The following is a 16,624-nucleotide window of genomic DNA, read 5'->3' on the forward strand; positions in this document are numbered from 1 at the left end:
GCCGCGTTTTTCTTTTCATTTTTAACCAAATTTTTCGGTACGTACTCCTAACATTTGTCCGTATCGGTTAGTGAGATCTTTATTGTTTTCTTTTTTTCCGGCTCTACGTTCTTCAATGTTTTTTGAAATTTCATCAGATTTACCTGCATCTATTACTTTGCCTTGTACATCTTCGCCATCTATATGTTCCTCAAGGCTCTTTGCAGCGTTTTTGTTATCACTTTTAACGACACCGAGCTTTGCTCAAAGCGAACCATCCAATAGCGTTGAACGCTATACGGTAACGGCTACGCGCCCCTATTATGACGAAGCGCTGTCACGCATATTTCCACAGTATGAATTTGATAAAAGTAGTCTTGTTTCGCCTTTGCACGCCAATGATGTGCTGCTTCAATCGCCGTCAGTATCCATAAATGGGCAAGGGGGACAGATACAAAGTATTAGTGTGCGAGGGTATTCGCGGTGGCGAATTCAAACCTTGCTGGATGGTGTACCTATCGTCAGCGATAGGCGCGCAGGTTCTAGTGTAGGCTTTATTCCGCCCGATTTTATTTCGTCAGCCACGGTATTACCGGGCGCAGCTTCCACTTATCTAGGCTCAGGCGCTATTGGCGGCGCGGTGAACTTACAGCTTGAATCACTGCAAGAGCCCTATTTAAAAGTAGGTTACAGCAGTAATCAGCAGATGAAAGCTGTGAGTTATGCTGGTACCAGTGCTGCCGATAGCAGCAAAAATGGCGCAAACGGCACAGAAAAGTCAGGGGTTACAGATTGGAACATCTCATACAGAAGCGCAAATAACGGTGAAGATGCGAACGGAAATACCCTGTTTGATCAATTTGACCAAACAGGGTTGTTCCTCAAGCATAGACCTGAAAATAGCATTATAAAAGAAGCCTGGACACTATATTCAAATAACAAAGATATTGGTAAATCCAGTAGTGACTACCCTGAAAGCAGAAGAACAACCTACCCAAATAATACCCATTGGCTTGGTAAAATAGCGTTCGAAGATAATCTATTTGCTGGGAATATCTGGTGGCATAAATCAACATTAGATACCTCGGTGTTCCGACCAGAAAGTCGTATAAATGATAGCGAGAACAAAGCATTTGATTATGGCTTCAATATCAATACAGATACGCAATTAAAAGGCTGGGATTTAAACTGGCAGCTTCAGCTATCCGGTCGGGAAGGCGTGGTGGCTGATGAAAGGGAATTTACGCTAACGCCATCAGACCTTTTAGTAGGTTCATCTGAATCTGACCTGGCCTATGAAGTGCGTACGCTTGATGCCAGTGAAATTAATACTGCAGCCATTGTTGATGCTTCACGCCAGTGGCAAAGCTTTTCAGTTGCTATCGGTACAAGGGTTGATTGGCAGCGACAGTCTGATGATTCAGGTGGCAGCGCAACTCAGCCTAGTGATGTCCAGCCTAATAATGCCCAGACTAATAATGGCCAGCCCAGCAGGTCACAATCAACCACGAATTTTAGTGGCTATCTGGGCGCGAATTATCAGCTTTCTCCCCATTGGTCAGCAAGCCTGTATGTTTCTAGTGCATTTCGAAACCCATCGTTAACTGAGCGTTTCTTTGCTGGGGAAACGCCTCGAGGTACAGTACTGGGTAGTACACAGCTTGAAACCGAACAAGCCCTTAATAAACAGCTAACTGTGGCCTATAGCGCAAGACACATTCAGGGCTCGATTGAAGTGTTTCATCAGCAAATTGATAACTATATTGAACGTATTACAGTCGCAGAAGATGTACTTCAATATGCTAATTTAGGTAGTGCAACCATAGAAGGCGCAAGCTATCAGGTTAGCTGGCAATCACAAGATAGCATCGTAGATGCTCGACTTAGCGGCATGTGGATTAGCGGTGAAGATAACTTGGGAAACACTATTGCAGATATACCGGCAAACAACCAGCGCCTAGATGTAGGTGTTAATTGGCAAGACACGCGTTTGTTCACGGTACTAAGCTATCGGGCCAGTAAGACAGACGTTGCAGACGGCGAACGAGCCCTTAGCGATGTTTTTACCCTAGATATTGGCGCAAACTGGCAGTTAGGTGACGATATGCAACTTCAAGCAAGCTGGAGTAACCTCACTAACCAACACTACTACACCAGTGCCGATGACAAGGCCGCGTTTGCTCAAGGAGAAAGTGTACAGCTAGCCATCACTTACCAACTATGAGTTGTTAAGTGGCTGGCGGTATTTCTTTTTTCGGTATTTGCTTTTCAGGGTGGTGTACAACATAACAAGGCCGGTTACCCACAGCACAAAAAGTAACAGAGCAGCAGGTAGAAACAGCCATAGCTTGGCACCTTCAAAGAACCAACTACCGTCATGAATAGCTTCAATGGTGTCTGTGCGTCGGTAGGCAACCTGAAGTACGTCGCCGCTTTGGGCATCAAGCTGTACTTCCCAGTGGTTCTTGCCGCGTACTTTTATGATGCCTTTTCCGGGGCGAACATCTAAACGGTCGATATCGTCCCACGTATTTAAGTTAACCTGAGGCACCTGTTTTACAGCATCAAGCACTCCCTCAAAAGGCAGCGTTGGCGCGCTGTTTTGGCCTTTTTGCACTTTTTGCGTAGGCGGTTGGATCCAGTCGAATTCTTTTTTAACCTGCAATAACAAGCCGCTAGCGATAACAATGATCACAGGGATAAAAATAACCAGCGACAGCCACAAGTGAATACTGCGACTGTTTTTGCGAAAGGAAGCGGACATGAAACAACACTTAAAAAAAACGATAAATACACCGCATACTATACGGTAATCTCGATAGGCAGTAAAAACCGTCTAGCGCGAGGTTTATCCGTTTAAACGGAATTTTATCCACTGTCATTTGATTGCGGGATGATTAAAGTGAAGCTTTGTGTCGCAGGTAAGTGAAACAACCGACTCGGTTAATATAATTTCGCCAATTTCTTGCCAATGCGCTTTATCTATTCCGGCATCGTTAAAATTGGCTGCAGATAAAACCCAAGACAGCGTCTGATTGGGGTAATGCTGTAGCGACAATTCATCTCGAAAGTCATCTTTGTCTACCAGTGGTGTATCTGACCTTAATGCAGCTCTTAGCCAGTGAGGGCCTCGTATTTCGGCTTGTGTATCAGCTTCGCTTTTTATTTCAAGTTCGGGCTTTATCTCGATTTCTTTCGAAGCAGTTGGCATTGAAATGCTCAGTTTTGGCGTACTTTCTTCTGTATGCCCCGCCAATCTAGAGTTTGCATCACCAGCCTTCACTGCGGCTAAATGAGAAACTGGTCTAAACCGCGCATTGGCTTTTTTACCGCTAAACGCTTTATCGGCTTTCTCAAGATCGCTTTCCAACCGATAAGCGGTAAGCAATTGGCTAAAGGGAGGCAGTTCACCAAGCGCTGGTTCGTTAGTCATTGGCAAATTTGCAACATGCTTTGTTTTTGTACCGCCAAGAGAGTGCATAAGAAATATGTTCTCAGTAAGTGAACTATGTGCATAAGGAAAAAGCTTAATCGCTATCCCAAATGCACGTTTATCCCGCTGTTTTGTTCCGCTTAAACTGACGGATGCCCTAACAATAATAGGTACCTCTATGCCCGCTTGAAAAAGCCCAGAGTAAGGTCTGTTTTGACTCATCTTCCATATACCGGCAAAGCAAATTCCGTTGGCTTGAAGTAGCTTATGTTTGGTGTCTAATTCGATAAAATTTGCATTTGATGAAAGGGTCCTTTGAGCATGTTTCAACAGTACATTCTCGCCGTTGATATCAAAGTGTTTGCGCGACACCTCATATTGCGGAAGGCTTGAATAAGGGTCAGAAAAAACAAGGCTTTTCGCTTCCTCGAACGCACTCAATGGCGCAGCTAAACCGAGCTTAGCTTCACTATTTTCTGCATGACTTGTTACACAATAAAACAAAGTGGTTAGTGCAAAAAAACGGCATGCCTTGAAAGTATTTTTAAGTGTGAAAGGTCTTTGTTGATACTGAGTAGTTTGAAAAAGGCACATTGAAATGACGTGCTCCCCTGGTACCACAAGAAATCAACAGCTTGCCTCTACACGAAAGCGAATGGGCGAACATTTTACTCCCAATCAACTTTTGGGGCGAACGCATACCATTGGCTGTGTTGCTGTTGAAATCACGCAAAAATGTAATCTTGATTGCACCTTATGCTATTTGTCAGAGCATTCGCAAGCAGTTCGTGATATTCCCATTCAAGAAGTGTTCAAGCGATTAGACAATGTGCTTAAACACTACGGGCCTGGAACCAGCGTGCAAATTACAGGGGGCGACCCCACGTTAAGAAAACGCAGCGAGCTTATCGATATTGTTGCTTATGCAAATCAACTTGGCTTACATACGGCGCTATTTACAAATGGAATTGCTGCTACCAGAGACCTGCTCACGGAGCTTGCCGAAGCTGGGCTTAACGACGTGGCGTTTCATGTTGACACTACACAAGAGCGCAAAGGTTATGATGATGAGCAGTCGTTAAATGCTATTCGTGAAGCGTACATAGAGCGAGCCAAAGGCCTGGGCCTTATGGTTATCTTTAACACCACGGTACATACCGACAATTTCAAAGAACTGCCCATGCTGGTGGATTTTTTTGTACAGCACGCAGATGCGGTAAGTTTTGCTTCGTTTCAGCTACAAGCTGAAACCGGTCGAGGAGAGTGGGGCGCGCGAACTGATGTGGTCGACCCGCTCACCGTAAAAGCGGCCATTGAGAAAACAATTTCTAAAGCTTTGCCGTGGGAAAAGGTACGTATCGGCCATAGTGATTGCCATAGCTATATGCCCACTTTAGTTGCCGATAATCAAGTCTATTCGGTAGTTGACGATAGCGCGTTATTCGCCGAGTTCATTGAAGACTTTAAACACATACAAACAACCCGACAGCACGGCACCGCAAAGATTATATGGGATTACAGTAAAGCACTGCTTGCTCGCCCACTATGGATTTGGAAGCTCGCCAAAGCAACATGGGCAAAGCTGTTAGAAATGCGCAGTAGTTTAGTTAACAGTCGCGGGCGTGTGCATAAACTGTCGTTTTTCGTTCAAAACTTTATGGATGCCAGTGCGCTGCAGCAAGACAGAATTGATGTGTGTTCATTCATGGTAATGACAGCAGACGGCCCTGTTTCCATGTGTAAACACAACGCCGAGCGCGATGAGCATATATTGAAACCACTTTCTTACACCAACCATCGCGGGCAGGTAAAGCAATACCAGCCATTAGGAGAGCGCTATCGAGAGGATAACGTGATCTCTATTCGACTGCTTGCCGATGATAAGCCTGTTCACGAACCCATCATTGGGGCCTCAAACGAATCAAATAGTGGGTCATCTAAGGTGCTAAATCAGGGGCCAAATCAAGACTTAAGCCAAGAGCTAAGTCATGAGTCAGTTCACGGGGTTAATAACGAACTTGGCGCTAGAGCAAGTAGCGTTACCTCAAATCAACAAACTTCAGAAATAGGATAAGGAAGAAGCCATGCAGTATTCTAATTCGCTCAAGTTTAACAGCGCTTTCGGTGACGCTTCGCGGGTGTTTGTTTCATGGGTTTTAGCGCTTTTCTTGTTGTTTTTGGTACAGAGTGTAAGTGCAAGCGAAAAGCCAAATGAAGTAAATTCAATGAGTGCTAACGCTGAAAACCAAGCGCTTGTTACGCTGAAGAAAGCTTACAAACAAGCGACCCAAGACTGGGAGTATGTATTAGCAAATTATGTTGATGAAGAAGGGCGAACTAATTTTAAGGCCTTGTCTGAGGATATTGCGCCACTAGAAAATGTCGTATCTTTTATTGGCTTTGCTAGTCCAACAGCAACACCTGAATTATTCAATTCGCCAGAAAAAGTAATGAGCTATCACATTAATAGCTACAACGCATTGGCAATGTATGGCGTGGTTGAAAAAGGTATTCCAGATGGCTTTACAAGCTTTTTCTCTCGCGCCGCTTTTTTTAAGTTTCGTGATGTGGTGATTGGCGGGAAAGTCACTAATTTATACGACTATGAAAATGACGTGATAAGGCCGTTAAACGAACCAAAGGCACACTTCGCGCTTAACTGTATGGTGAAAGATTGTCCACGACTACCTAAAACGCCATTTTACCCAGAGCAATTAAATGAAACGCTAGAGCAGCTTACCTATGAATTCTTCAGCAAGAAAAAGCACTTCTATTTAGATGATAAGCGCAAACGAGCGTATGTGTCAGAAATATTAGACTTCTATACAGAAGACTTTGTTGCGTCAGGCAAAGCCCGAGACTTACCTCAATATATAAACAAATATATTGAGCAACCTATACCTTCCAATTACAAGCTTCGCTTTATTGATTACGACTGGCGTATTAATGCACAGCCGGAACAATCGAAGGTTTCAACATCTATAAATAGAGACGCAGATAATGCTTCGAGCCAAGCAGCAAAGAACCCCATAGTTAAAGCTGCCCTTACTCTGCATTCTAATGAGAGTAAAACTGCAGGTTTAGCACATGCTCCAGCGTCTGAATTAGCACCGTTGCTAACAACAAACTCATTATCCAATGAATCAACAGGCGCGCCTTTCATACTTACCAGCACGCCTAATCAAACAACCGTCTTGGAACTTTATACATCCCAAGGTTGCAGCAGCTGCCCTCCGGCTGAAAAATGGATTTCAGGCTTTGTAGATAGCGAGAAGTTATGGACTGAGTTAGTTCCCATTAACTTTCATGTGGACTACTGGGATTATTTGGGTTGGAAAGATCCCTTCGCTGACAGTGCTTTTAGTAAAAGGCAACGAGACTACAAGCGTGTAGGTAAAGCCAACACTATCGCCACGCCCGGTTTCGTCTTAAATGGCCGTGCTTGGAACGGTTGGTTTCGCGGGCAGCCGTTACCGAACAAAACCGCCCCTTTGTCTGGCGTACTCGATGCTTCGATAGACAACGACAACATAAACGTGACGTTCAATAAAATAAACGCCAGCAAGGGGAGTTCTTTGTTAATGGTTCATGCGGCATTACTTGGTTTTGGCATAAAAACATCGGTAAAACGAGGTGAGAATGCAGGGCGTAAGCTAACTCATGATTTTGTAGTGCTAGATTACGAAAAAGCGGTGTTAAGTAGCGAAACTGACAATGCTCGCGCATTTCAATATGAGACAACCTTACCTTTGCCCAGCAATACGCATGTAGCAACCACAAAACGCGCCCTAGTTATTTGGGTATCCTATGCTAACGACCCCTCTCCAATTCAAGTCGCCGCATCTTGGTGGCAATAAGTTGCTTAGTTTATGTGACGCAAAGGGTTATTGCCCAAGAAGTGAATTGCACCTTGCGTCTTCGGCTATCCCACGCACAGTGCAATTCAGCAGGTAGTTACGGCTCTAATGACGCTGAGTAAGCGTTACGCCGAGCAGTAGAGTTCTTTGACAGCCATTTGGAGTATTGTGTATTGAAGCGGCCCTTTAGGCCGCTTCTTTATTGTTTAGTTTTTACCAGCGATTATTTTATCCATAGTAATGGGAAAATCTCTTACCCGCACTTTGCATGCATCAAAAATCGCGTTAGCAATAGCGGCGCCAGCACCAGTAATGCCTAACTCACCAATGCCTTTGGCGCCTACTGGCGATGCGGCATAATCAGGCTCTTGTAAGAAATCTAAACTTACCTCGCTAATGTCTCTATTTACGGCAACGTGATACTCACCGAAGTCTGGGTTTACGAAGCTTGCCGTATCTGAATGGTGGTGGATGCCTTCGGTAAGCGCATAGCCTGCGCCCCATACCATTCCCCCTTTTATTTGAGAGGCAGCTGTTTTCATATTCAAAATTTGCCCCGCACTGAACATACCGTATTGACGAAGAAGCCTAACTTCACCTGTGTACTCATCTACCTCAACTTCCGCAAAATGCGCGCCGCAGGAGTACTGCTCATCATCACTAGTGTCGTCTTCGGATACTTTGCCGCTTGCTGATAACGGGAAGTCGTTGTGAGAGATAAAGTCGTCTAGCAAGTGCGCCTCAGTCGTAGCATCAATGTTACTTTGTGCGCTAGGCTGTAACTTTATTTGTCCATCTGAAATGTGCACTTCCGCTTGGCTAAGGGCAGGGGGAAGTGAGCTTTTAATATTCGCAATAAGCGCTTCGCACGCCTTTTTAACCGCCGAGCCAGAGCTGGCGGCTCCGAATGAACCACCTGATCCGCATGAGGCGGGGTAGCGGCTATCACCCAGTTTGACTGTGACATTGTCTACCGACGTATTTAAAGTATCGGCGGCAATTTGTGTAAGAATAGTGTAGGTGCCTGTACCAATATCTGTCATATCAGTGCGAACCGTTACCTCACCGGTAGCACTCAATTCCACTTCAGCTGAACTTTCCACCAGTACATTCATGCGCATAGCGCTCGCTACCCCATGACCAATTTGTTTACCCGGTGTGGGCTGCGCTTTATGCTGCCACTTGAAGTTTTGCGCGCCTTGGCGAAGGCACTCACCTAAGTTGTGGGTGGTAAACCGCGTGCCTTTCATAGGGTGTACGACAGGCAGGTTTTTTATGCGAAATGTGAGCGGGTCGATACCTGCTTCGTGAGCAAGTTCATCAATAGCCGACTCAAAAGCAAGAGAGCCAATGGCATCTCCAGGCGATCGGGTAGAGTCAATAAGCGGAAGGTCTACGTCTTTAACCCTATGCGTGCTTTCAATAAACTGTGATTTATAGGTAACCCGTGCGCCAGCCCCTGTTGCTTCGGCAAATTCATAGCCTTTAGCTTTTGGCATAGCGCTTTTGTGCTGTACGCTTAGCAGTGCATGATCATCACCAGACGCAAGGTTTATCTGCTGAGTACTGTGCCCGCGGTGAGGAGTGTTATAAAAGACTTGTCGTCTACTTAACACCACCTTTACCGCACGTTCTAAATGCCTAGCTCCTATACAAGCAAGCGTAGCATCGTAGTGAAGACCTAGCTTAGAGCCAAAGCCACCACCTACAAAGGGGCTTTGTACTACAATGTCTTCTGGATCCATTTCAAGGGTAATCGCGAGCGCTTCTACAGCCGTTGCAATAATTTGCACGCTACAATAGACCTCAAGCTGGCCATCTTTAAAATCGGCAACCGTGGCGTGAGGCTCCATAGCGGCCGATATTTGGCTTGGCGTGGTATAGGTTGTGTGGACGCTTGCGCGAATATCGCTTTGCTGTGGTTTATTTCCGCTAGAGGCGTCTGCCTCAAATCCACCATCTAACGACTCTGGCTTTTGAGTAGCATCATCAAACGCTGTTAGTAAGTCTGGTGTTTTACCATTTATGGTATAGCGGACTAGACTTGCAGCATAGCGTGCTTGCTCCAAAGTGTCTGCAATAACTAATGCCACGGGCGCACCAAAATGACGGACGTGAGGCTCGTTAAGTACAGCGCGACTTTGGGTAAACCTGCTTTCGTCCGCAGGCTTACTAAATGGCTTAAGAGGCCCTGCGTTAATATGTGTGATCACTGCGTGTACGCCATCGGCCTGTTCTGCTTGCTCTGTATTAAGAGATGTGATTTCACCTACGGCAGTGTCACTCGATACAACCCAGCCTATTAAAGGGGTACGTTCGTTCATATGCTCTGCAGCATACCTTGCTTGGCCTGTTACTTTTGCAGCGCCATCAACCCGGCTAACTGACGTTCCAACCGTTTTAGCGTTATGCGTTGTCATATAAAGCTCCTTCATGCTCGGGGTGCTTTTCCTGATGTTCTGCTATCTCTAAAAGCACTTTTTCTAACGTCCTGCGCAATAGTTCTGGTTTGAAATCGTTACTGCCGTAGGTTTTTGCACCGGATAATTCAGCCTCAGCCGCCTGCGATATAACTTCAGGTGTTATCTCAGCGCCTTCAAGAACGCGTATTGCCTTTTGCGGGTACCAAGGCTTGGTGCCTACACCACCAAAGGCGAGCGTAAGGTCTTTAACTCGACCATCGTCAATTTTTAAGCCAGCAGCAACAGACACAAGGGCAAACGCATACGAAGAACGGTCTCGTACTTTGTGGTAGTACTGCGTGCCGTTGGATTTCTTCTCTATGCTGACATGGGTAATAAGTTCATCTTCACCTAATTGATTTTCTATGTGTGGAGTGTCGCCCGGTTCACGATAAAAATCCCTTATCGAAATTTGTCGAGTGTTGCCATTAGGTTGCTGGGTATGTATCTGTGCGTTTAGGGCCATCATGGCCACCGCCATGTCGGAAGGGTGGGTGGCTATACAATGTTCACTGGTGCCAAAAATAGCGTGAATTCTATTCATGCTGTTAATAGCGCTGCAGCCAGTACCAGGCTCTCTTTTATTGCAGGCTTTCGTTGTATCGTAGAAGTAGTAACAACGGGTACGCTGTAATAAATTGCCGGCCGTCGTCGCACGGTTTCTAAGTTGAACCGTTGCTCCGCTTAATAAAGCTTGTGCAAGTAAGGACAGAGAGGGATGCGTGTGTGCAAACTTCGCTAAGTCAGAATTAGTCACCATGGCGCCAATATAATAGTGATTGTCGTCTTCGGTGATAGCGTTAGCGTGTTCCCATTTCGCAAGACTTACCAATGTTTTAGGTGTTTCTACCTGTAGTTTCATTAAGTCTATTAGGTTGGTACCACCGGCCAAAAAACGTGATGTATTGTCTAGAGGGAAATTATCTAACGGCTTTTCGCCGTTGTAATGATGGAGATTAAATGGCTGCATTATTGTTTCTCCAAAGCAATCACATCTGTGATTGCGTCCACTATATTTGGATAAGCGCCGCATCGACAAAGATTACCGCTCATGCGTTCACTGATGTCTTCCTTAAGAGATGCTGTACTATTACGAGAACGGCTGTAAGTAACAGCGCTAGGGTCTTCATTACTCAACTCGCGAAGTAAAGATACGCCTGAACATATCTGACCGGATGTGCAGTACCCACATTGAAACGCATCGCGTTCGATAAAAGCCTGTTGTAAGGGATGAAGCGCTTCATCTTCATTTGCACCGTTACCTATACCTTCAATAGTTGTGACTTCAGCGCCTTCTAGCTGAAATGCAAACACCAAGCACGCGTTGATGCGCTCGCCGTCGGCGATAACAGTACACGCACCGCACTGACCGTGGTCGCAGCCTTTTTTCGTGCCGAAAAGTGATAAATGTTGATGAAGAAAATCTAACAGTGTAGTTCGCGGGTCATCAGGAAGACTGACGTCTTTCCCATTGAGATTTAACGTTGCCATGGAAGGATCCTTTTACCAATAAGCTCAATTTCGGTACTCCAGAGAAATGAGCGTAACGAGATATACAGTATCGTTACGCCATGAAAGTTAATTTGGTTTCACCATGAGCCAATTGATGTCGCTAACTTTTAAGCCTGTGATAGATGCAAATGCTTAAGTGGTGTAAAATGTAAAAGAGAGCGGATGGCTCTACACCTTTAATCTATGCCGCTTATTGGCTACCTCACCTTTCAGGCCTACTTACATGATTCACAACGATGTTCTACGTCGCCTTCGTTATGCGTTAGCTATAAACGATACCGCTGCTATTAGCATTTTCAAATTGGTTAACTACGATATGGAAATTGACTATTTACATGCCGTAATGAAGCGAGAAGATGAAGATGGCTATTTGCCGTGTCGAGATAAGATTATCGCGCTTTTTCTTGATGGATTGATTATTAAGAACCGAGGTCGACAAGAAGGGCAAGCACCCAAAGAGCTTGGGCCAAAAGAGCGATTAAGTAATAACGAAGTACTTCGCAAAATTCGTATAGCAATGAGTTACAAAGATGAAGATATGATTGAAGTACTTCAACTGGCTGGCTTTAGAATTAGCAAAAGTGAACTTTCTGCACTTTTTAGAAAGCCAGACCACCGCAATTACAAACCAGCGGGTGATCAAGTGGTTCGTAACTTGTTACAAGGCATGGTGAAAAAGTATCGACCTGAGTCTACGCGGCAAGCGTCAAGCCAGGCATCGAAAAGCGCGAATGCTATTGGCACTAAACCAAGCGCATTCAATAAAAGTGATAGCAGGCAGAAAGAAGCGAAGCCAAAAGCAACGCGTAAAAACACAAGTGCAAACCTGTCGCCAGCAAGGAAAGATGATGCAGGTTCTGTTTGGGGGAAGCTCCCTAAAAAATAAAAGCCTTCAAAAGATTGCAGTTGTATAAAACGCATCTGAGGTAAAGCGCGTAGGATAATAGACTAAATGCGGTTGTTTAAAAGAAAACTCCCCTCAATTCTATGACTCTTTCGAGGCAAAGTGAGGTACTTTGCCTTTAACAATCTATAACGCTAAGGACGACTATTATGAGCCGACACTTCGAACAAGCCGATGGCCTTTATGAAGACAAAGACGACGCAACAAAAGGCTTTGTGTTTAACCAAACCATGCTGCGCATTGCTGACCCTAAGCGCTCATTAGATTTTTACACACGAGTGATGGGCATGACGCTCATTAAGCGTTTAGATTTTGAAGAAATGGAATTTAGTTTGTACTTTTTGGCGGCCGGAGATGATTTTTCTGATATTTCTGACGATGTTGAAAAGCGTACTCAGCAAACTTTTGGTCGCCCAGCTATGCTTGAGTTAACCCATAATTGGGGCGATACGCCAGAAACCGTTAGCTATCACAACGGCAATACCGAACCTAAGGGCTTTGGTCATATTGGTTTTCATGTACCTGATGCAGAGGCAGCCTGCGCCAGATTCGAATCACTAGACGTTCCTTTTCAAAAGGGCCTCAATGATGGTTCTATGAAAGGTATCGCCTTTATTAAAGATCCAGACGGCTACTGGATTGAGATTTTTGACGCGTCAAACGTTGCTGAAACCTGTGCGCCACACTTGAAAAAGTAGCGTAGAAATTTTCAGGGCTCTTGCCTGTTGCTTGCAGCATTTAGTTAGCTGGACATTTCAAATAAGTATTAGAGGAAAAGGGTAGCCCAGTTAAATCGGCTACCCTTTTGTTTATTAGTTCGCTTCTAAGGTTAACTCAACGCCGCTAACTTCAGTATGTAAGTCGTGCTGGGTATTTAGCAAAAATAAACGGTTTGCTTCAACTTCCCCTTGGTTGGCTAAATAGCTTTTTACCGCTTTACTGCGCAAGTCGGCAAGTTCAATTAACTCACTTTCAGGAATGTCGATACTATTACGAAGTTTGTTGTAACGGGCAATTGTCAGCGCTCTTTGCACATCCTCTTCGTTAATCGCATCAATAAAGTCATCATTACTGTTTTGACTTTGACCTTCACTTGCTAACTCAGGGTATACCTGAGCCACCATGTTCTCATATTCTTGATCAAGGTCGGGCGTAAACATCTCTACATAGTGTGACAAAAGGGCGTCAGCTAATGGGCCTTCCAGTGGTATACGGCTGCCAGTTAATGGCTCATCTTGCGTGCTACCACTGTTGCTTTGATTTTCAATGTCACCACCTGCAGAAGTATTTCCGTTCGTACTTGAACTGCCGGAGGTAGTAGTGGGATCAACAAGCCCACTTCTTGCGAACAGCGTGGCATTTAACTGGCGTTGTGCCAGCGTGCTTGAATCTGATACCGCATTAACCGTACCTTCAATGTTCACTCTAAGTCCTGGGCGTTTTTTTAAGGCCTCAGCTAGGGTATTTAGCTTTTCCTTAGCTTCAGCATTTAGCTTGTGTTCTCCAAACGTAAACGCAACACTGTCGAGCTCATCGTCACTGCCAACCAGATTTGCTAGTAGCGAAAACGGCGCGGTTACCGCCTTGGTAATGATATTGCCAATAGCATTGAGGATTATAGAGCCAAAGCTAAAATCTGGGCTGTCTACATCTCCAGATACATCTAAACCTAAATCTATAACGCCGTTGCTATCTTCTAGCAGCGCGATAGCTAGCCCAAGCGGCAAACTTAGCGCTTGGTCAGAATTAGATTTTTTACCTAAGGTTAGCTGGTCAATAACCACATGATTTTTACCTTCCAGCGCTTTACCATTGAGTTTGTATTGCACCGCTAATGACAACAAACCTTTGTCAATGTAATAGCCCATATAGGTGCCAGAATAGGGGTTAACTGATGTAAGTTCAGCGCCTTTTACAGAGAAGTTTAAATCTAGGTCTAGATCACTTTTTAATGGGTGAATGGTGCCCGCCAGTTTTACCGGTGCGTAGTTATCTATTTTTCCAGTGATATCCACATTGGCCGGCGTATCTGAACGCGAGTCGATGCCTGTTACTTTGCCATTTAGGCTTTCAATGGCCGACGCGAATTTTGGTGTTAATGAGTGGTCAGCAAAATAGGCTTTACCGTTCTCAATTGATATAGCGTTCACGGCAATAGCAAGTTGTTGAGCGTTTGAAGTCGCCTTTTCATTGGTTGCAGATGCTGGTGAATTTGTTGCGTTCATGCTGTCAGGTTCGCCAGCGATATTATTTTTAGCGGGTCGCTCTTCTTTGTTGTCTTCTTTTGAAGCAACAACTAGCTTGCTCACGTTGGTTTGCTTGGCTTCGTCAATAATGAGTCGAGCGAAGGGCGACTGTAACTGAACATTGTCTACGCTTAGCTGGTTTAAGGCATGGTTAAAATCAATATCGTCCACTATTAATGACTGCCATTGCAACAACGGCTCTTTGGCATCATCTAGAACACTTAAGTCAGTAACCTTTGTATTTGCCTTAACGTTTAATGTCTCAGTTCCCTCATCACCGACTGCAGCGTCAAATTCAACATTTAGATTGAATAGTCCCTCTTCAAGGGTGACATTGGCGTAGGGTGAAATATATTGCTGAAATTGATTAAGTGCTAGTTGCTCAATAGCTGCTTTGCCCTTAACCGTTTGTTCTGCAATAACTAGGCTTCCGCTACTTGTCAGGGTACCCTTTGATATATTACTAAAGGCCTGGGTATCGGCAGAGACTTGCAGGCTTGTGATATAAGAAATAGGTTTAGTGAAATCAGTGGTGATTTCACCGCTTTCAATATCCAATCGACTAATTCTATAGTAAGTGCCATCACTTACACTGCGCTCTAGCATATCAATAGTGCCGTTATTGAATGCAAACTTTTGTAGCGCAACCTTCCATGTCTTCTCTTGCTCTAGTCCCGGTGATGCATTTTTAGTTTTTGCTGTTGTTTGCATCTCCTCGCCCATTGATTCAGGCGAAACGGTCTCTGCATCAAATCTGTTGTCAGTATCAGGTGTTGTTTGTTCCTTAAGCTGAGGTGTTATTTCACCTTCTAGCTGACGGCTCTTGCCCTTTACTCCGGACTCAGAATGCGAATTTGTGTTCGCTTTGGCGCTTGTTTTAGTAGCAGAAGCGGTCAGACTTTTAGGTGTAAACAGGCGTTGTAAATCGAGCCCCGTCTCGTCAAACAAGCCCGACACTCTAACATCGTCTAGCGCAACTTTAGCAATATTTACCTGCTGCTTTGCGCCGTTTACGTTTATGTCGTGAACGGCAAATGAAGGGATGGCGAGGATCTCTTTCGAGGTACTGACGCTATCTGGCGAGCTTGATAACGCGGTTGATGATGTGGGTGCTGATGTGGGTGATAATGCAGTGGAATTAAACACCAAGTTGTTGACGGCAAACTCACCGTTTTCCAGTAAAAACTGAAGTGCCTCTCCCTCTTCAAAAGCCTGCGCCTGAAGGCTTAAGTCAACGGTGCCTTCTACCAGTTTCGCTTCTACCAAGTCTTTCGATAGCGACCATAGCGGTGCCAGAGCAACGTCACTTATCGCAACGTCTGTAGCCACTTTAAAGGGAGAAAGTTGGAACTCACCTTTGATGGAAACTGTGCCTTTTTCGGCGGTAAGCAAATCAAACTGATATTGATTAAACGCGGCTTGGCTATTGTCATTTACACTAATTACAGCATGGGTATCTAGGTCTTGCAGTGCAACATCCAATTCCGGGTAATCAAGCAAGGTATCGGTAACTTCGTCTTCTAAAACTAGTTGGCCGTTACTTAGTATAAATTGACCTAATGTTATTCTAGGGAACTGCCCGTCAGATGCGTCTTCCTCTTCACCTTTCTCATTAGCACTGCGCTTTTCAATGTGAGCGAGAATATCGGAAAAGTTGAATGTTTGTGTGTCGTTATCGGTATTTAAACGTGCCACTTTTGCATATGGCGAATTGATAGTTAAAGACTCAATTGCAGGAGTGAAAGTAAACAACGTTTGCCAAAAGCCAATGTCTAGAGCAAAATTACCGACACTAAAAAAACGATTATTTGACGCCTTATTCTTGGTATCGCTTTCACTGCTATTGTTACTCTGCTCGTCACTATCACTGATGGTTGAAGGCTTGGATTCTGGATAAATGACAAAATCAGCAATGCCTACCTTCAATAGGAAAGGGTTTATCGCAATATCTTTTACCGTGGCATTTCGACCTGTGTTTTCTTTTACTAGGTGAGGTAATTTTGCCTCTAGCACCGCAGGGGTTACTAAGCCTAAAAGAAGGGCATAAGTAAGATAGAAAAGGACGAGGTAGGTAGTAACTCGAAACCACTTTGGTTTCGCTGAAAACCAAGATGTTGCATATTGCATAGGCGATTAGGCTGCGTAATTGAGTATGAAAAGATGAGCAAGGTTGCTATTAGAAATACAACCTTGCAAAAAAGATTTAAAGCGTATTAATTTCTGCGAGACAG

General features: G+C 44.7%; 11 protein-coding genes. 5 read left to right on the plus strand and 6 right to left on the minus strand.

Going from position 1 to position 16,624, the window contains the following annotated elements:
• Positions 1-115 precede the first annotated feature (115 nt).
• Positions 116-2,203: a TonB-dependent receptor gene (locus IW644_RS06445; protein ID WP_269916911.1), complete on the plus strand. Its 2,088-nt coding sequence runs from the start codon at positions 116-118 to the stop codon at positions 2,201-2,203.
• On the opposite strand, the gene IW644_RS06450 is transcribed toward IW644_RS06445, so the two are convergent.
• Together IW644_RS06450 and IW644_RS06455 are read right to left on the minus strand one after the other, a co-directional pair.
• Positions 2,198-2,743, minus strand: coding sequence for a PepSY domain-containing protein (locus IW644_RS06450; protein WP_269916912.1), 546 nt, complete (start codon positions 2,741-2,743; stop codon positions 2,198-2,200). The two genes, IW644_RS06445 and IW644_RS06450, sit on opposite strands and share 6 nt — an antisense overlap.
• A 114-nt stretch (positions 2,744-2,857) precedes the next feature.
• Complete coding sequence (locus IW644_RS06455; RefSeq protein WP_269916913.1) at positions 2,858-4,006, minus strand: hypothetical protein; 1,149 nt, start codon at positions 4,004-4,006, stop codon at positions 2,858-2,860.
• Between the two features lie 4 nt (positions 4,007-4,010).
• Between IW644_RS06455 and IW644_RS06460 the strand changes: the two genes are divergently transcribed.
• Positions 4,011-5,486 (plus strand): radical SAM protein, encoded by a 1,476-nt coding sequence (locus IW644_RS06460; protein WP_269916914.1) that lies wholly within the window; start codon positions 4,011-4,013, stop codon positions 5,484-5,486.
• 10 nt (positions 5,487-5,496) lie between these two features.
• A complete protein-coding gene (locus tag IW644_RS06465) occupies positions 5,497-7,269 on the plus strand; it encodes a DUF1223 domain-containing protein (RefSeq protein ID WP_269916915.1) in 1,773 nt (590 codons plus the stop codon).
• 206 nt (positions 7,270-7,475) lie between these two features.
• On the opposite strand, the gene IW644_RS06470 is transcribed toward IW644_RS06465, so the two are convergent.
• The 3 genes from IW644_RS06470 to IW644_RS06480 are packed head-to-tail and all read right to left on the minus strand — an operon-like array spanning position 7,476 to position 11,222.
• Positions 7,476-9,689, minus strand: coding sequence for a xanthine dehydrogenase family protein molybdopterin-binding subunit (locus tag IW644_RS06470; RefSeq protein ID WP_269916916.1), 2,214 nt, complete (start codon positions 9,687-9,689; stop codon positions 7,476-7,478).
• A complete protein-coding gene (locus tag IW644_RS06475; RefSeq protein WP_269916917.1) occupies positions 9,676-10,701 on the minus strand; it encodes an FAD binding domain-containing protein in 1,026 nt (341 codons plus the stop codon). Before IW644_RS06475 ends, IW644_RS06470 begins: the two co-directional genes overlap by 14 nt.
• Positions 10,701-11,222, minus strand: a complete 522-nt coding sequence (locus IW644_RS06480) for a (2Fe-2S)-binding protein (protein ID WP_269916918.1) — start codon at positions 11,220-11,222, stop codon at positions 10,701-10,703. Before IW644_RS06480 ends, IW644_RS06475 begins: the two co-directional genes overlap by 1 nt.
• Positions 11,223-11,466: 244 nt before the next feature.
• Between IW644_RS06480 and IW644_RS06485 the strand changes: the two genes are divergently transcribed.
• Positions 11,467-12,129 carry a DUF1456 family protein gene (locus tag IW644_RS06485; protein ID WP_269916919.1) on the plus strand — a complete coding sequence of 221 codons (663 nt, stop codon included), beginning with the start codon at positions 11,467-11,469 and terminating at the stop codon, positions 12,127-12,129.
• A 167-nt stretch (positions 12,130-12,296) separates the two neighbouring features.
• Positions 12,297-12,845, plus strand: a complete 549-nt coding sequence (gene gloA / locus IW644_RS06490; RefSeq protein WP_269916920.1) for a lactoylglutathione lyase — start codon at positions 12,297-12,299, stop codon at positions 12,843-12,845.
• 114 nt (positions 12,846-12,959) lie between these two features.
• On the opposite strand, the gene IW644_RS06495 is transcribed toward gloA, so the two are convergent.
• Complete coding sequence (locus tag IW644_RS06495) at positions 12,960-16,520, minus strand: DUF748 domain-containing protein (RefSeq protein ID WP_269916921.1); 3,561 nt, start codon at positions 16,518-16,520, stop codon at positions 12,960-12,962.
• Positions 16,521-16,624: the final 104 nt, after the last annotated feature.

This window comes from Alteromonas sp. PRIM-21, from assembly GCF_027563165.1.
GTDB lineage: Bacteria > Pseudomonadota > Gammaproteobacteria > Enterobacterales > Alteromonadaceae > Alteromonas > Alteromonas macleodii_A.